At 46.6% G+C, this 15,911-nt stretch carries 13 protein-coding genes; all 13 read right to left on the bottom strand.

What is annotated here, in order from left to right; genetic code table 11:
- Nucleotides 1-10 precede the first annotated feature (10 nt).
- On the bottom strand, nt 11-289 hold the full coding sequence (gene rpsS / locus ABXS70_RS00220) for a 30S ribosomal protein S19 (protein ID WP_056697694.1): 279 nt from the start codon (nt 287-289) through the stop codon (nt 11-13).
- Nucleotides 290-360: 71 nt separating this feature from the next.
- Nucleotides 361-1,191: a 50S ribosomal protein L2 gene (rplB, locus tag ABXS70_RS00215; RefSeq protein ID WP_111271026.1), complete on the bottom strand. Its 831-nt coding sequence runs from the start codon at nt 1,189-1,191 to the stop codon at nt 361-363.
- 31 nt (nt 1,192-1,222) lie between these two features.
- The gene (rplW, locus tag ABXS70_RS00210) at nt 1,223-1,513 is read right to left on the bottom strand and encodes a 50S ribosomal protein L23 (protein ID WP_090924675.1); all 291 of its coding nucleotides are present in this window, start codon (nt 1,511-1,513) and stop codon (nt 1,223-1,225) included.
- The gene (gene rplD / locus ABXS70_RS00205) at nt 1,513-2,136 is read right to left on the bottom strand and encodes a 50S ribosomal protein L4 (RefSeq protein ID WP_111271025.1); all 624 of its coding nucleotides are present in this window, start codon (nt 2,134-2,136) and stop codon (nt 1,513-1,515) included. Before rplD ends, rplW begins: the two co-directional genes overlap by 1 nt.
- Nucleotides 2,137-2,161: 25 nt before the next feature.
- Nucleotides 2,162-2,785, bottom strand: a complete 624-nt coding sequence (rplC, locus tag ABXS70_RS00200) for a 50S ribosomal protein L3 (protein ID WP_111271024.1) — start codon at nt 2,783-2,785, stop codon at nt 2,162-2,164.
- A 47-nt stretch (nt 2,786-2,832) separates the two neighbouring features.
- Nucleotides 2,833-3,141, bottom strand: coding sequence for a 30S ribosomal protein S10 (rpsJ, locus tag ABXS70_RS00195; protein ID WP_017692074.1), 309 nt, complete (start codon nt 3,139-3,141; stop codon nt 2,833-2,835).
- Nucleotides 3,142-3,573: 432 nt separating this feature from the next.
- Nucleotides 3,574-4,764 (bottom strand): elongation factor Tu, encoded by a 1,191-nt coding sequence (gene tuf, locus ABXS70_RS00190; protein WP_111271023.1) that lies wholly within the window; start codon nt 4,762-4,764, stop codon nt 3,574-3,576.
- Between the two features lie 95 nt (nt 4,765-4,859).
- Entirely contained in the window at nt 4,860-6,938 is a 2,079-nt protein-coding gene (gene fusA, locus ABXS70_RS00185) for an elongation factor G (RefSeq protein ID WP_342552964.1), read from the bottom strand.
- A 48-nt stretch (nt 6,939-6,986) separates the two neighbouring features.
- Nucleotides 6,987-7,457 carry a 30S ribosomal protein S7 gene (gene rpsG / locus ABXS70_RS00180; RefSeq protein ID WP_145336474.1) on the bottom strand — a complete coding sequence of 157 codons (471 nt, stop codon included), beginning with the start codon at nt 7,455-7,457 and terminating at the stop codon, nt 6,987-6,989.
- Nucleotides 7,458-7,544: 87 nt separating this feature from the next.
- On the bottom strand, nt 7,545-7,967 hold the full coding sequence (rpsL, locus tag ABXS70_RS00175; protein ID WP_017692070.1) for a 30S ribosomal protein S12: 423 nt from the start codon (nt 7,965-7,967) through the stop codon (nt 7,545-7,547).
- Nucleotides 7,968-8,117: 150 nt separating this feature from the next.
- Nucleotides 8,118-8,366, bottom strand: coding sequence for a ribosomal L7Ae/L30e/S12e/Gadd45 family protein (locus tag ABXS70_RS00170; protein ID WP_342552965.1), 249 nt, complete (start codon nt 8,364-8,366; stop codon nt 8,118-8,120).
- A 203-nt stretch (nt 8,367-8,569) separates the two neighbouring features.
- Nucleotides 8,570-12,184 carry a DNA-directed RNA polymerase subunit beta' gene (rpoC, locus tag ABXS70_RS00165; protein ID WP_342552966.1) on the bottom strand — a complete coding sequence of 1,205 codons (3,615 nt, stop codon included), beginning with the start codon at nt 12,182-12,184 and terminating at the stop codon, nt 8,570-8,572.
- Between the two features lie 113 nt (nt 12,185-12,297).
- Nucleotides 12,298-15,843 (bottom strand): DNA-directed RNA polymerase subunit beta, encoded by a 3,546-nt coding sequence (rpoB, locus tag ABXS70_RS00160; protein WP_342552967.1) that lies wholly within the window; start codon nt 15,841-15,843, stop codon nt 12,298-12,300.
- Nucleotides 15,844-15,911 lie beyond the last annotated feature (68 nt).

Genomic DNA, 15,911 nt, shown 5'->3' with positions numbered 1-15,911 from the left:
AGATGTTCATTTATCTTCTTGTCTTCTTATCATCATCAGTATGGCCTTTGTACGTACGGGTTGGAGCGAACTCACCCAGTTTGTGTCCGACCATGTCCTCAGTTACATACACTGGCACGTGTTTACGACCGTCGTAAACGCCAAATGTGTGTCCGATGAATTGTGGGAAAATTGTAGAGCGACGGGACCAGGTTTTGATAACGTTCTTCTTGCCTGATGCTTCCATCTCTTCTACCTTCTTGAGCATGTAGCCATCAATGAATGGCCCTTTTTTCAAACTGCGACTCATGTGGAGATCCTCCCTTCAAACATAGCTTTTATGCATCCGTAGATGCCTCACGAAGTTATGCACAGTGTGTATTACTTCGTGCGGCGACGGATGATGTATTTATCAGAAGCTTTATTTTTCTTACGCGTTTTGAAACCAAGAGTAGGTTTACCCCATGGTGACATTGGCGATTTACGTCCGATTGGAGCACGACCTTCACCACCACCGTGAGGGTGATCGTTAGGGTTCATTACCACACCACGAACCTCAGGGCGTTGACCCAACCAACGGCTACGACCGGCTTTACCGATTTTGATAAGCTCGTGGTCTTGGTTACCAACGGATCCGATTGTTGCGCGGCAAACTTTCAGAATACGACGAACTTCTCCGGAAGAGAGACGAACAGAAACGTATTTTTCTTCTTTACCAAGCAATTGAGCTTCAGTACCAGCAGCACGAACCAATTGTCCGCCTTTACCTGGTTTCAACTCGATGTTGTGGATAACGGTACCTACTGGAATGTTTTCAAGCGGCAGTGCGTTACCAATTTTAATGTCTGCGTCAGGACCTGAGAATACTTGATCTCCAACTTTCAGACCTTTAGGAGCGATGATGTAACGTTTCTCACCATCAGCATAGTGAATCAATGCAATGTTGGAAGTACGGTTCGGGTCATACTCGATTGTAGCAACGCGGCCCGGTATTCCATCTTTAGTACGTTTGAAGTCGATGATACGGTATTTACGTTTATGTCCACCACCGTGGTGACGAACTGTAATTTTACCTTGGTTGTTGCGGCCTGCCTGTTTGCTCAATGGGGCCAACAACGATTTCTCCGGCTTATCTGTGGTGATTTCCTCAAATGTAGAAACGGACATGTTCCGTCTTGCCGGGGATGTTGGTTTATACTTTTTGATTGGCACTAGTTTTCCCTCCTTACTTCAAAGATTTCAATTATACAGTTTCAAAGAACTCAAGCGATTTGCTGTCTTGCGTCAGTGTTACAAACGCTTTTTTCCACTCGCTTGTGTATCCGGAATAACGTCCGTACCGTTTCGGTTTAGCTGGAACACGAAGTGTGTTCACGTTTTTCACTTTTACGCCGAAAATAGCTTCTACCGCTTTTTTGATCTCGGTTTTGTTTGCACGGATATCGACTTCAAATACATATTTCAAGTCGTTCATCATGTCAGCAGTACGTTCCGTAATAATCGGACGTTTTACAATATCACGAGGATCCTTCATTACGCGAGCACCTCCTCTACCTTCTGAACTGCTTCTTTCGTAATGATCAGTTTGTCGTGCCCAAGCACGTCAAGAACATTAATGCCGTCAGCAGCTACGAATTTCACGCCAGGAATATTCCGTGCGGAAAGAGCTACATTATCATCATAGCTAGGTGCTACAATCAAAGCTTTGCGGCCTACTTTGAGGTTGTTCAAGATAGCTGCAAATTCTTTAGTTTTAGGAGCGCTCAAAGTCAGAGCATCCAAAACGATAATGTCATTGTCTTGCACTTTAGATGAAAGGGCAGATTTGATCGCCAGACGACGAACTTTCTTAGGCAGTTTGTACGCATAGCTCCGTGGAGTCGGACCAAATACGATACCGCCGCCTTTCCATTGTGGTGAACGAATTGAACCTTGACGAGCGCGACCTGTACCTTTTTGTTTCCAAGGCTTACGTCCACCGCCACGTACTTCAGAACGTCCTTTTACTTTGTGGGTACCTTGACGAAGGGAAGCGCGCTGCATAAGAACTGCATCGTACAGAACGTGTTGATTCGGCTCAATTCCGAATACAGCATCATTCAGTTCAACTTCACCTACTTGGCTACCATCTACATTGTAAACTGATACTTTTGGCATTTTGTGTTCCTCCTTTCTTCAGTGGTTATTTTTTCACCGTTTCTTTAACTCTTACAAGGCTGTTCTTTGGACCTGGGATGGATCCTTTAACAAGAATCACGTTACGCTCAGCGTCTACTTTAACAACTTCAAGACGTTGAATTGTAACAGTATCATGTCCCATATGTCCTGGAAGGCGTTTGCCTTTAGGAACGCGGTTAGCTTGGATCGAACCCATCGAACCCGGGCCACGGTGGTAACGCGAACCGTGTGACATAGGTCCAGTGCTTTGTCCCCAACGTTTGATTACGCCGGCAAAACCTTTACCTTTAGAAATACCCGTTACGTCAACGAACTCGCCTTCAGCGAAAATGTCAGCTTTCAATTCTTGGCCAACTTCATATTCCGCGATGTTGATGCCGCGAAGCTCACGAACGTAGCGCTTAGGTGCAGTATTCGCTTTTTTAGCGTGTCCTGCTTCTGGCTTGTTAGCATTTTTCTCTTTCTTATCGGAGAAACCGATTTGAACTGCTTCGTAGCCATCGTTCTCAATATCTTTCTTTTGCAAAACAACACAAGGGCCTGCTTCGATAACCGTTACTGGAACTACGTTACCTTCAGGGGTAAACACTTGAGTCATTCCAAGTTTTTTTCCTAAGATACCTTTCATGTTGACACCTCTTTTCCTTTATACGTGGTCTTGTTTGCTGCTATATATTACAATTTAATTTCGATATCTACACCGGACGGCAGATCCAAGCGCATCAAGGCATCCACAGTTTGTGGAGTCGGGTTAACAATATCGATCAAACGCTTATGTGTGCGTTGTTCGAATTGCTCCCGAGAATCCTTGTACTTGTGCACCGCACGAAGAATAGTAATGATTTGTTTTTCAGTAGGAAGCGGAATCGGACCGGATACACCTGCACCCGAACGTTTTGCTGTTTCAACAATTTTCTCCGCGGATTGATCAAGAATTCTGTGGTCGTAAGCTTTCAAACGAATACGAATTTTTTGCTTTGCCATTTTAGTCCCTCCTTCTATCGCCCAATTTTTTATCGGACATACTCCGTGAAAATTTTCTGACCACTCTCCCATGGCAAAGGGGCCGGGTGTGCCAGTAACCTCTCACATCATCGCAACGTCACAAGAACAACATTCATTATTATATAGAAAAGATGGGCGTATTGCAAGCATATTTAAAAAAAACATTCAAACTGGTCTTTTCAAGAGAATCGACTATGTTAGTACAATGTTTTCACCAATATCCAGGCTGCCTAACCTATCAATCTATAAGATAAATCTTGTTCATTTTAGATGACGAAGGTTCCGAAACGTTGACATTAAAAAAGAGTTCTTTATCCGATGTCGGATAAAGAACTCTTCCGAAGCTTCGTTACAATACAATGTTACTCGTTACAGTACACTGTTACTTATGCTCATTTGGCAAAAGCCAAATTATTTTTGGATCGATGCTACGGAACCCGCACCAACTGTACGTCCACCTTCACGAATAGAGAACTTAGTTCCTTCTTCGATCGCGATTGGAGAGATCAGTTGAACAGTTACAGTAACGTTGTCACCAGGCATTACCATTTCAGTACCTTCTGCCAGGTTGATGATACCCGTTACGTCAGTTGTACGGAAGTAGAACTGTGGACGGTATCCAGTGAAGAAAGGCTTATGACGGCCACCCTCTTCTTTAGTCAAAACGTAGATTTGTGCAGTGAACTCTGTGTGTGGTTTAACAGATGCTGGTTTAGCAAGTACTTGACCACGCTCGATTTGAGTACGGTCAACACCACGCAGCAATGCACCGATGTTGTCACCCGCTTGTGCGGAATCCAACAATTTACGGAACATCTCAACGCCCGTAACTACGGATTTTTTAGTTTCTTCAACGATACCAACGATCTCAACCTCTTCGCCGACTTTAACAGTACCACGCTCTACACGACCTGTAGCAACGGTACCACGACCAGTGATGGAGAATACGTCCTCGACAGGCATCAAGAAAGGTTTGTCAGTTTGACGCTCAGGCAGTGGGATGTAAGTGTCGATCTCTTTGAACATCTCAACGATTTTTTGAGCCCACTCACCATCAGGGTTTTGCAGAGCTTCACGAGCGGATCCACGAGTGATTGGAGTATCATCACCTGGGAACTCGTATTCGTTAAGAAGGTCGCGAACTTCCATCTCAACCAGTTCCAACAACTCTTCGTCTTCAACCATATCACATTTGTTCAAGAAAACAACGATGTATGGTACGCCTACTTGACGGGAGAGCAGGATGTGCTCACGAGTTTGTGGCATTGGGCCGTCAGCTGCGGATACTACCAGGATAGCTCCGTCCATTTGTGCCGCGCCAGTGATCATGTTTTTAACATAGTCGGCGTGACCTGGGCAGTCTACGTGAGCGTAGTGACGAGTGTCAGTTTCGTACTCAACGTGTGAAGTTGAGATTGTGATACCGCGCTCGCGCTCTTCTGGAGCTTTATCGATTTGATCGAAAGCGATTGCTGCACCACCGTAAGTTTTGGACAATACAGTTGTGATTGCAGCAGTCAGAGTTGTTTTACCATGGTCGACGTGACCGATAGTACCAATGTTAACGTGTGGTTTAGTACGTTCGTATTTAGCCTTTGCCATTTGAACGTGGCCTCCTTAGAAATTATAATTTTATGTTTTCACTGAATGCGGTGCTTCAAACCAGGTTTCAAGCACAAGCATCCAGTGTGAGAAAACTACTCGGTGCCTTTTGTTTTGGCAACGATCTCTTCTGCAATGCTCTTAGGAACTTCTTCATAGTGAGAGAGCTCCATGGAGAATACACCGCGTCCTTGAGTACCGGAACGAAGAGTTGTAGAGTAACCAAACATTTCAGAGAGAGGCACCTTAGCACGGATGATTTGAGCTCCACTACGGGAATCCATACCTTCAATGCGGCCACGACGGGAGTTCAACATACCCATTACGTCACCCATGTACTCTTCTGGAACAGTTACTTCTACTTTCATGATTGGCTCAAGCAGAACTGGACTACATTTGTCTTTCGCTGCTTTCAGCGCCATAGATCCGGCAATTTTAAATGCCATCTCGTTGGAATCGACATCATGGTAAGATCCGTCTACAATTGTAGCCTTAACGTCTACAAGCGGGAAGCCTGCGATTACGCCGTTTTTCATTTGCTCTTCAATCCCTGACAGTGCAGGTTGAATGTATTCTCTTGGCACCGAACCACCGACAACCTTACTTTCGAACTGGCTGCCTGTACCCGGCTCGAGAGGTTCGAACTCAACCCATACGTGACCGTATTGACCACGACCACCGGATTGACGTACGAATTTACCTTCAACGCGCGCTGGAGCACGGAATGTTTCACGGTAAGCTACTTGTGGTTTACCCACAGTAGTATCCACCTTGAACTCACGACGCATACGGTCGATGATGATATCAAGGTGAAGCTCACCCATACCTGCCAAGATGGTTTGGCCTGTTTCTTCGTCAGTGTGAGCGCGAAGAGTTGGATCCTCTTCTGTCAACTTACCGAGAGCCACACCCATTTTATCTTGGTCAGCTTTGGTTTTAGGTTCAACAGCGATTTCGATTACCGGATCAGGGAAGTTCATTGATTCCAAGATAACCGGGTGTTTCTCATCACATAGTGTATCACCTGTACCTGTATCTTTCAAACCTACAGCTGCTGCAATATCACCGGAGTAAACTTCAGTGATCTCTTGACGGCTGTTTGCGTGCATTTGAAGGATACGACCGATACGCTCACGTTTGTTTTTAGTTGCATTCAATACATAAGACCCGGATTGAAGTACACCGGAGTATACGCGGAAGAATGTCAATTTACCAACGTAAGGGTCAGTCATGATTTTGAAGGCCAATGCAGAGAATGGCTCTTCATCGGAAGACTTACGAACTGCTTCAGTTCCATCTTCAAGATGTCCAGTAATAGAAGGAACATCAGTTGGAGCTGGCAAGTAGTCGATAACAGCGTCCAACATGAGTTGAACACCTTTGTTGCGGTATGAGGAACCACAGATAACTGGGAAGATTTTAACCTCTACTACACCTTTACGGAGAGCGGCTTTGATCTCATCGATAGAGATTTCTTCGCCTTCCAGGTATTTCATTGTCAATTCTTCGTCAAGTTCTGCAACACGCTCAATCAATTCGTTGCGAAGTTCTTCAACCTGCTCAACGAATTCCGCAGGAATATCAGTTTCTTCGATATCTTGTCCGAGATCATCTTTATACATATGAGCCCGTTGTGCAACGATATCAATGATACCTTTGAAATCATTTTCAGCACCGATCGGAAGTTGAATCGCAACTGCGTTCGCTTGAAGGCGATCACGCATGTCAGATACAACGTTCAAGAAGTCAGCGCCGATGATATCCATTTTGTTTACGTATGCGATACGAGGTACGCCGTACTTGTCAGCCTGTCTCCATACAGTTTCAGACTGAGGCTCAACGCCTTCTTTCGCACTGAATACACCTACTGCTCCGTCCAATACACGAAGGGAACGTTCAACTTCAACAGTGAAGTCAACGTGTCCCGGGGTATCAATGATATTTACGCGGTGGCCTTTCCAAGCAGCGGTAGTCGCAGCGGAAGTAATCGTAATTCCGCGCTCCTGTTCCTGTTCCATCCAGTCCATTGTCGCAGCGCCTTCGTGAACTTCACCGATTTTGTGCGTACGTCCTGTGTAAAACAAGATCCGCTCAGTTGTCGTGGTTTTACCCGCATCAATATGAGCCATGATCCCGATATTACGTGTATTTTTCAAGGAGAACTCTCTAGCCATGAAATGGGTCTCCCTTCAAAATTGAAGTTTTTTATTGTGAACTGAATCCTACCAACGGTAGTGAGCAAACGCTTTGTTCGCTTCAGCCATTTTGTGCGTATCTTCGCGTTTCTTAACGGAAGCGCCTGTGTTGTTGGAAGCATCGATGATCTCAGCCGCCAAACGCTCTTCCATTGTTTTCTCACCGCGGTTGCGGGAGTAGTTCACGAGCCAACGTAAACCCAAAGCAGTACGTCTCTCTGGTTTCACCTCGATTGGTACTTGGTAGTTGGAACCGCCGACACGGCGAGCTTTAACTTCCAGGACTGGCATGATATTTTTGATTGCTGTCTCAAATACTTCCATCGGGTCATTACCCGTACGTTCTTGAATCAACTTGAACGCATTATACAGAATGCTTTGAGCAACACCGCGTTTTCCGTCGAGCATGATGCGGTTGATCAAACGAGTAACCAACTTGGAGTTGTATACCGGATCTGGCAGCACGTCTCTTTTCGTAACTGGACCTTTGCGTGGCATGGATATCCCCCTTTCTTTCTTGTTCAGCAGTCCCTGTACCTTCCAGACCTAAGCCAGAAGGCTTTCAGGCAACCTGCTTATCATAATTTAGGCTTTTTTAGCTTTTGGACGTTTTGCACCGTATTTAGAACGAGCTTGCATACGGTTGTTCACGCCTGCAGTATCGAGAGCTCCACGAACGATGTGATAACGAACCCCTGCAAGGTCTTTTACTTTACCTCCGCGGATCAATACCACACTGTGCTCTTGAAGGTTATGTCCGATTCCCGGGATATAAGCAGTTACCTCGAGACGGTTCGTCAAACGAACACGGGCATATTTACGAAGTGCAGAGTTCGGTTTACGTGGAGTCATTGTACCTACACGAGTGCAGACACCACGTTTTTGTGGGGCACTGATGTTAGTGGATTCACGTTTCAAAGCGTTGAATCCTTTTTGCAAAGCTGGTGATTTTGACTTCTCAACTTTAGCTTGACGTCCTTTACGAACCAGTTGGTTAATAGTTGGCATGTGATTGCCACCCCCTTCCTCAATTATTCATGTTTCTTTACAAACCTTTATCTAAGCCCACAGACCCAGGCGGTTCATAAAAAGACAAATGAAAAGTTTTTGCCTTGGAGAATCCTTAAATGTTCTCGGACAAAAACGTTCCTTACCCTATCATTTTACGACAGCAGCCATAGCTGCTCCCACTCCAATCCCGCACGCTTTGCCGAGATTTTTCATTGTGTCCACTCTCGTGTACTTCACATTGTGCTGTTCACACAAAGCAATGATTTTGGAAGTGAGCTGCGGATCACTATCCTCTGCGACATAGACTTCAGAAGCCATTCCTGTCTGCACTGTCCGCATGGTCTGTTTGGTACCAATCTTGACATGAGCATCTTGCAAGCCTTTTTCATTAGACATTGTACATTCCTCCGAATAGGACCAATTACAATCAGCTGCCCACGCACCTTTGATATATTAGCATCTAGCGCAAGCATTGTCAATGCTAATCCTAAAAGATTTTATAAAGTTTGTGTAGATCAGGATTCGTCCGTCTCAATTGTACAAACGTCCTCCTCCTGAAACACACATTCTTTACTCTCACATGAAGAGAAAATACTTATTTAATCTACAGAAACAGGTTCCAACTCTTCCACGGAAGATTGGCCGTCTTCTGGTTCAGCAAATTTGATGCTGCGGTAACGGTTCATACCTGTACCGGCAGGGATCAATTTACCGATAATTACATTTTCCTTCAGACCGAGCAGCTGATCGACTTTACCTTTGATCGCCGCATCTGTCAATACACGTGTTGTCTCTTGGAACGATGCCGCAGAGAGGAAGGAGTCTGTTTCAAGGGATGCTTTTGTAATACCGAGCAGGATTGGTTTTGCAACCGCAGGCTCTTTATCACTCAGAATCGCAATTTTGTTGGCTCTTTCGTACTCATGGGTATCCACAAATGATCCCGGCAGCAGCGTTGTATCTCCCGCATCTACGATACGGATTTTACGCAGCATTTGACGGATCATAACTTCAACGTGTTTGTCATTGATTTCTACGCCCTGGTTACGGTATACGCGCTGTACTTCCTGCAAGATGTAGTTCTGTACGCCGCGTACACCTTTGATGCGCAGCATTTCTTTTGGATCGATGGAACCATCTGTCAACTCGTCACCCGCTTCGATTTCCATGCCTTCGCTCACGCGGACACGGGAACCGTAAGTAACAGAGTACACTTTGGATTCCGCTTCACCTTGAATTTCGATTTCACGACGATCTTTCGCTTCGCGAATCTCTTTAACCACACCATCAATCTCACTGATTGTTGCTTGACCTTTAGGGTTACGAGCCTCAAACAACTCCTGGATACGCGGCAAACCTTGCGTAATGTCGTCTCCGGCTACACCGCCGGTATGGAACGTACGCATAGTAAGCTGTGTTCCTGGCTCACCAATGGATTGTGCTGCAATAATACCAACCGCTTCACCAATCTCCACGTGTTTACCTGTCGCAAGGTTGCGACCGTAACACTTCTTGCAGACACCATGACTTGCACGGCAGCTGAGAACGGAGCGGATTTGCAATTTGGTTACGCCAGCTTTGATAATCGCTTCTGCTTTATCAGAGTCGATCAGTTCATTGCGGCCGGCAATAATCTCTTTCGTTTCCGGATGACGAACAGTCTCGAAGCAGTATCTGCCTTCAATACGGTCGTAGAGATCTTCAATGACCTCTTTACCATCCTGGATACGACTAACGGTAAAGCCTTTATCTGTACCACAATCGTCTTCACGCACAATTACGTCTTGGGCTACGTCTACGAGACGACGAGTCAGATAACCTGAGTCGGCTGTACGCAGGGCTGTATCCGCGAGACCTTTACGCGCACCGTGAGTGGAAATAAAGTACTCGAGTACTGTCAGACCTTCACGGAAGTTCGATTTGATTGGGAGTTCGATAATTCGACCAGACGGGTTGGCCATCAGACCACGCATACCACCCAATTGTGTGATTTGCGATTTGTTACCCCGTGCTTTGGAGTCAACCATCATCATGATCGAGTTGTAACGATCCATCGATTTCATCAGGATATCTGTGATATCATCTTTGGATTTCGACCAGATATCGATGATGCGGTCATAGCGCTCCTCATTCGTGATCAGACCACGACGGTACTGATTCGTAACAATTTGTGCCTTCTCCTCAGACTGTTTCAGAATGTCTGTTTTCTCATCCGGAACGATTACGTCAGACACGGCCACGGTAATACCGGCACGCGTAGAGTATGTGAATCCGAGCTGTTTGATTTTATCGAGGATAACCGCAGTTTCGGTTGTGTGATAAATTTCAAAGCAGCGTGCGATGATAGAGCCCAGATATTCTTTACCGACACCGCCTGCTTGAGGAGCATTCATGATTGCTTCTCTCAAGTCAGCACCCTTCTCATATACGAATGAGTGATCGGCTGTACCTTGATACAGGTTTGCACGCGTCGCATCATTGATATAAGGGAAGCTTGCCGGGAAAATCTCATTAAAGATAATTTTACCGATCGTTGTTAACAGCATGCCTTTTTGCTGCTCTTCCGTGAAGCTTGTTTTACCAAGCGCTTTAACCGGAATCGCTACACGTGCATGCAGACCAGCAGTACCCCGTTGGTATGCAGATACAGCCTCATTGACTGTACGCAGAACCATACCTGTACCCTTCTCTTCTTTGTTGTCCATCGTCAGATAGTACGAACCAAGAACCATATCCTGGGAAGGAGTTACAACCGGTTTACCGTCTTTCGGGTTCAAAATGTTGCCTGATGCAAGCATCAGAATACGTGCTTCCGCTTGTGCTTCAGCGGACAATGGAACGTGCACGGCCATTTGGTCACCGTCAAAGTCGGCATTGTACGCCGTACATACGAGCGGGTGAAGACGAATTGCTTTACCTTCAACCAGAATCGGTTCAAACGCTTGAATGCCGAGACGGTGAAGCGTAGGGGCACGGTTCAGAAGAACCGGATGCTCCTTGATAACTTCTTCAAGAACATCCCATACTTCAGGACTTACACGCTCAACTTTACGTTTTGCGCTCTTGATGTTGTGGGCAAGCCCTTTATTGACAAGCTCTTTCATCACAAAAGGCTTGAACAGTTCCAGTGCCATATCTTTCGGCAGACCGCACTGATACATTTTCAGGTATGGTCCGACAACGATAACGGAACGGCCGGAATAGTCAACACGTTTACCGAGCAAGTTTTGACGGAAACGACCTTGTTTACCTTTCAGCATGTGGCTGAGGGATTTCAAAGGACGGTTACCCGGACCTGTAACAGGACGACCGCGACGACCGTTATCGATCAACGCATCAACAGCTTCCTGCAGCATCCGTTTTTCATTTTGCACGATGATATCCGGCGCGCCCAGGTCAAGCAGACGTTTCAGACGGTTGTTCCGGTTAATTACACGGCGATACAGGTCATTCAAGTCAGACGTAGCAAAACGTCCGCCATCCAGCTGTACCATCGGACGAAGTTCCGGTGGAATAACAGGAAGTACATCCATGATCATCCACTCCGGATTGTTCCCAGAGTTGCGGAATGCTTCAATAACTTCCAAACGTTTGATTGCACGGTTGCGGCGCTGGCCTTGTGCAGTACGAAGCTCTTCCTTCAGGAATTCAAGCTCTTTCTCTACATCGAGGTCTTGAAGCAATTTTTTAACTGCTTCTGCACCCATGCCGGCTTGGAAGCCGTATCCGTATTTTTCACGGTAGCTGCGATATTCCTTCTCGGACAACAGCTGTTTTTTCTCCAGTGGAGTTTCTCCTGGATCGGTTACTACATATGATGCAAAATAAATGATCTCTTCAAGAGATCTCGGAGACATATCCAATGCGAGACCCATACGGCTCGGAATACCTTTGAAGTACCAGATATGCGATACCGGAGCAGCAAGCTCAATATGGCCCATCCGTTCACGACGAACTTTCGCACGTGTTACTTCAACGCCACAGCGGTCACAGACAACGCCTTTATAACGAACGCGTTTGTATTTACCGCAATGACATTCCCAGTCTTTTGTAGGGCCAAAAATCTTTTCGCAGAACAGCCCTTCTTTTTCCGGTTTCAACGTGCGATAGTTGATCGTTTCCGGTTTTTTCACTTCTCCGCGGGACCAAGAACGAATTTTCTCTGGGGAAGCAAGCCCGATCTTCATGTATTCGAAATTGTTGACGTCCAACAAGGAGCAACCCTCCTTAACCTAATTCCTGTATTCTAGGTTACGCCTGCTCCAGCCAAGGCCGGAGCATGACGCGAGCCTGATGAAAAACGCCGGTCATCTTGCGCCCGAAGCGATTATTCCGCTCCGACCTCTGTACCCTCAAGGTTGAGGCTGAGCTTGTCGCTCGCAGCGTCATCTTCATCGTCCATTTCTTTCATTTCAATCTCCTGCTCATCTTCACTCAAAATCTTAACGTCCATACCCAAGCTTTGCAGCTCTTTGATCAATACTTTGAACGATTCAGGAACACCTGGTTCCGGTACGTTCTCGCCTTTGACAATGGACTCATACGTTTTCACCCGACCCACAACGTCATCGGATTTAACCGTCAAGATTTCTTGCAGTGTATAAGCGGCACCGTACGCCTCAAGCGCCCAAACTTCCATCTCCCCGAAACGCTGACCACCAAATTGGGCTTTACCACCCAACGGCTGCTGCGTAACTAGTGAGTAAGGACCTGTGGAACGGGCATGGATTTTATCGTCAACCATGTGTGCCAGTTTGATCATGTGCATGACACCAACGGTAACTTCACGTTCAAACTCTTCACCTGTACGTCCGTCATACAACACGGTTTTACCATTACGCTGCATACCTGCTTCTTCCATCGTATCGAAGACGTCATACTCTTTCGCTCCGTCGAATACAGGTGTTGCCACGTGGATCCCCAGCTGCATTGCCGCCATACCCAAGTGAACTTCGAGTACTTGACCGATGTTCATCCGGGAAGGTACGCCCAGCGGGTTAAGAACGATCTGAACCGGTGTACCGTCTGGCAGGAAAGGCATATCCTCTTCCGGCAAGATGCGGGCCACGACCCCTTTGTTACCGTGACGTCCGGCCATTTTATCACCCTCGGAAATTTTCCGTTTTTGGGCAATATAGACACGAACGAGCTGGTTAACACCTGGTGGCAGTTCATCTCCGTTTTCACGGGTAAATACTTTCACGTCAACAACGATACCATCCGTACCGTGTGGTACACGCAGCGATGTATCACGTACTTCACGTGCTTTTTCACCAAAGATCGCGTGCAGGAGACGCTCTTCTGCAGTCAGTTCCGTCACACCCTTCGGCGTAACTTTACCAACGAGAATGTCGCCAGCAGCAATTTCGGCACCGATGCGGATAATACCACGCTCATCCAGATTACGCAGCGCTTCTTCCCCAACGTTAGGGATATCACGTGTGATCTCTTCAGGTCCGAGCTTCGTATCACGAGCTTCCGACTCATATTCCTCGATGTGGATGGATGTGTAAACATCTTCCTTGACGAGTTTTTCGCTGAGCAGGATCGCATCCTCGTAGTTGTAACCTTCCCAAGTCATGAAGGCAACAACAACGTTGCGTCCAAGAGCAAGTTCACCCATTTCCGTCGAAGGACCGTCAGCAAGAATGTCGCCAGCTTTGACAGCAGCGCCTCTTTTCACGATCGGACGTTGGTTGATGCATGTTCCTTGGTTCGAACGCATAAATTTGTGTAATTTATATTTAACGATATCGCCTTTAACTTCCTGGCCGTCTACCTCTTCTACACGACGAAGCCAAATCTCGTTCGCAGAGGAACGTTCAATAATTCCGTCATATTCGGCAACAATACATACACCGGAGTCTTTGGCAGCTTTGTGTTCCATACCTGTTCCTACAAGCGGAGCTTTAGGAATCAAGAGCGGAACCGCCTGCCGCTGCATGTTTGATCCCATCAGGGCACGGTTGGAGTCATCGTTCTCAAGGAACGGAATGAGCGCCGTAGCGACCGACACAACCTGCTTAGGAGATACGTCCATGTAGTCTACTCGCTCACTCGGCATCGTAAGGATATTATCCGACTGTTTGTTGTAACGTACAATGATCGCATCCTCTGCGAAGGTACTGTCTTCATTCAGCTTCGCATTCGCCTGAGCGATAACATAGTTGTCCTCTTCGTCTGCTGTCAGGTAATCGATCTGCTCGGTTACGACACCCGTCTTCGGATCAACCCAGCGATATGGAGCTTCAATGAAGCCATATTCGTTCACACGCGCAAACGTCGACAAGGAGTTAATCAAACCGATGTTCGGTCCCTCTGGTGTCTCGATCGGGCACATCCGGCCATAGTGGGATGGATGGACGTCACGGACTTCCATGCCGGCACGTTCACGTGTCAAACCGCCCGGTCCGAGTGCGGACAGACGACGTTTATGCGTCAACTCACCCAGCGGATTCGTTTGATCCATAAACTGTGACAATTGGGAGCTTCCGAAGAACTCTTTAATCGATGCAATGACCGGACGAATGTTGATCAATGCTTGAGGTGTAATGACGTTTGCATCCTGAATGGACATTCTCTCACGAACCACACGCTCCATACGGGACAAACCGATACGGAACTGGTTTTGTAAAAGCTCACCAACAGAGCGCAGACGACGGTTACCCAAGTGGTCGATATCATCCGTGCTTCCGATGCCATGCAGCAGGTTCAAGAAGTAACTGATGGAAGAAATGATGTCCGCTGGCGTGATGTTTTTCACGGACTTGTCAATGTCGCCATTGGCAATCAGCTTAACCACTTTACCATCTTCAATTGGTGAAAAAACATCAATCGTTTGCATCGGGATATCATTGGCATCCAAAACGCCGTTGCCTACATGATACGTACGGAAGCCAACGCTTTTCTCCAGGTAAGGCATGATCTCGTCGAGCAAACGACGGTCTACCATTTGACCTGCTTCTGCAATAATTTCGCCTGTTTCAGCATCGATCAGAGACTCTGCCAAGCGCTGATTAAACAAACGGTTTTTGATGTGAAGCTTTTTATTGATTTTGTAACGACCCACATTTGCGAGGTCATAACGTTTTGGATCAAAGAAACGTGCTACGAGCAAGCTTTTCGCATTATCCAGCGTTGGCGGCTCGCCCGGACGAAGACGCTCATAGATTTCAATGAGAGCTTTTTCCGTAGAGTCCGTGTTGTCTTTGTCCAGCGTGTTGCGGATATATTCGTCATTACCGAGCAAATCCAGAATCTCAGCGTCTGTGCCAAAACCAAGAGAACGCAGGAGAACCGTAACCGGTATTTTACGCGTACGGTCGATCCGAACGTAAACAACGTCCTTCGCGTCCATCTCCAGTTCGAGCCAAGCGCCGCGGTTAGGAATTACTGTAGCGGTATACGTTTTTTTGGCGTTCTTATCTACTTTGGTACTGAAGTAAACGCTAGGAGAGCGAACCAACTGGCTGACAATAACCCGTTCCGCACCATTAATAATAAATGTTCCGGTGCTGGTCATCAGCGGGAAATCTCCCATGAATACTTCCTGCTCTTTGACTTCTCCGGTTTCCTTATTAATGAGCCGGACTTTGACCCGAAGTGGTGCTGCATAAGTAACGTCGCGCTCTTTCGCGTCATCTACTGTATACTTCGGTTCTCCGAGACTGTAATCGATAAATTCCAAAATCAAGTTGCCTGTGAAATCCTGGATCGGCGAGATATCTTGGAACATTTCGCGCAACCCTTCCTCCAAAAACCAATCATATGATTTTTGTTGGATTTCAATCAGGTTCGGAACTTCGAGTATCTCGTTAATTCGTGCATAACTGCGCCGAGTGCGTCGACCATATTGAACAAGATGTCCTGCCAACTTAAACTCACCCCTCAATGTCTACTCACTTTAAAAATTTCGTTGCGAACCTCTGTTTGTAACCTTAT

Origin of the sequence: Paenibacillus sp. AN1007 (genome assembly GCF_040702995.1) — a bacterium.
Lineage (GTDB): Bacteria > Bacillota > Bacilli > Paenibacillales > Paenibacillaceae > Paenibacillus.
Note: the sequence above shows the minus strand (reverse complement) of the source record. Positions and strands in the feature narration are given on the sequence as shown.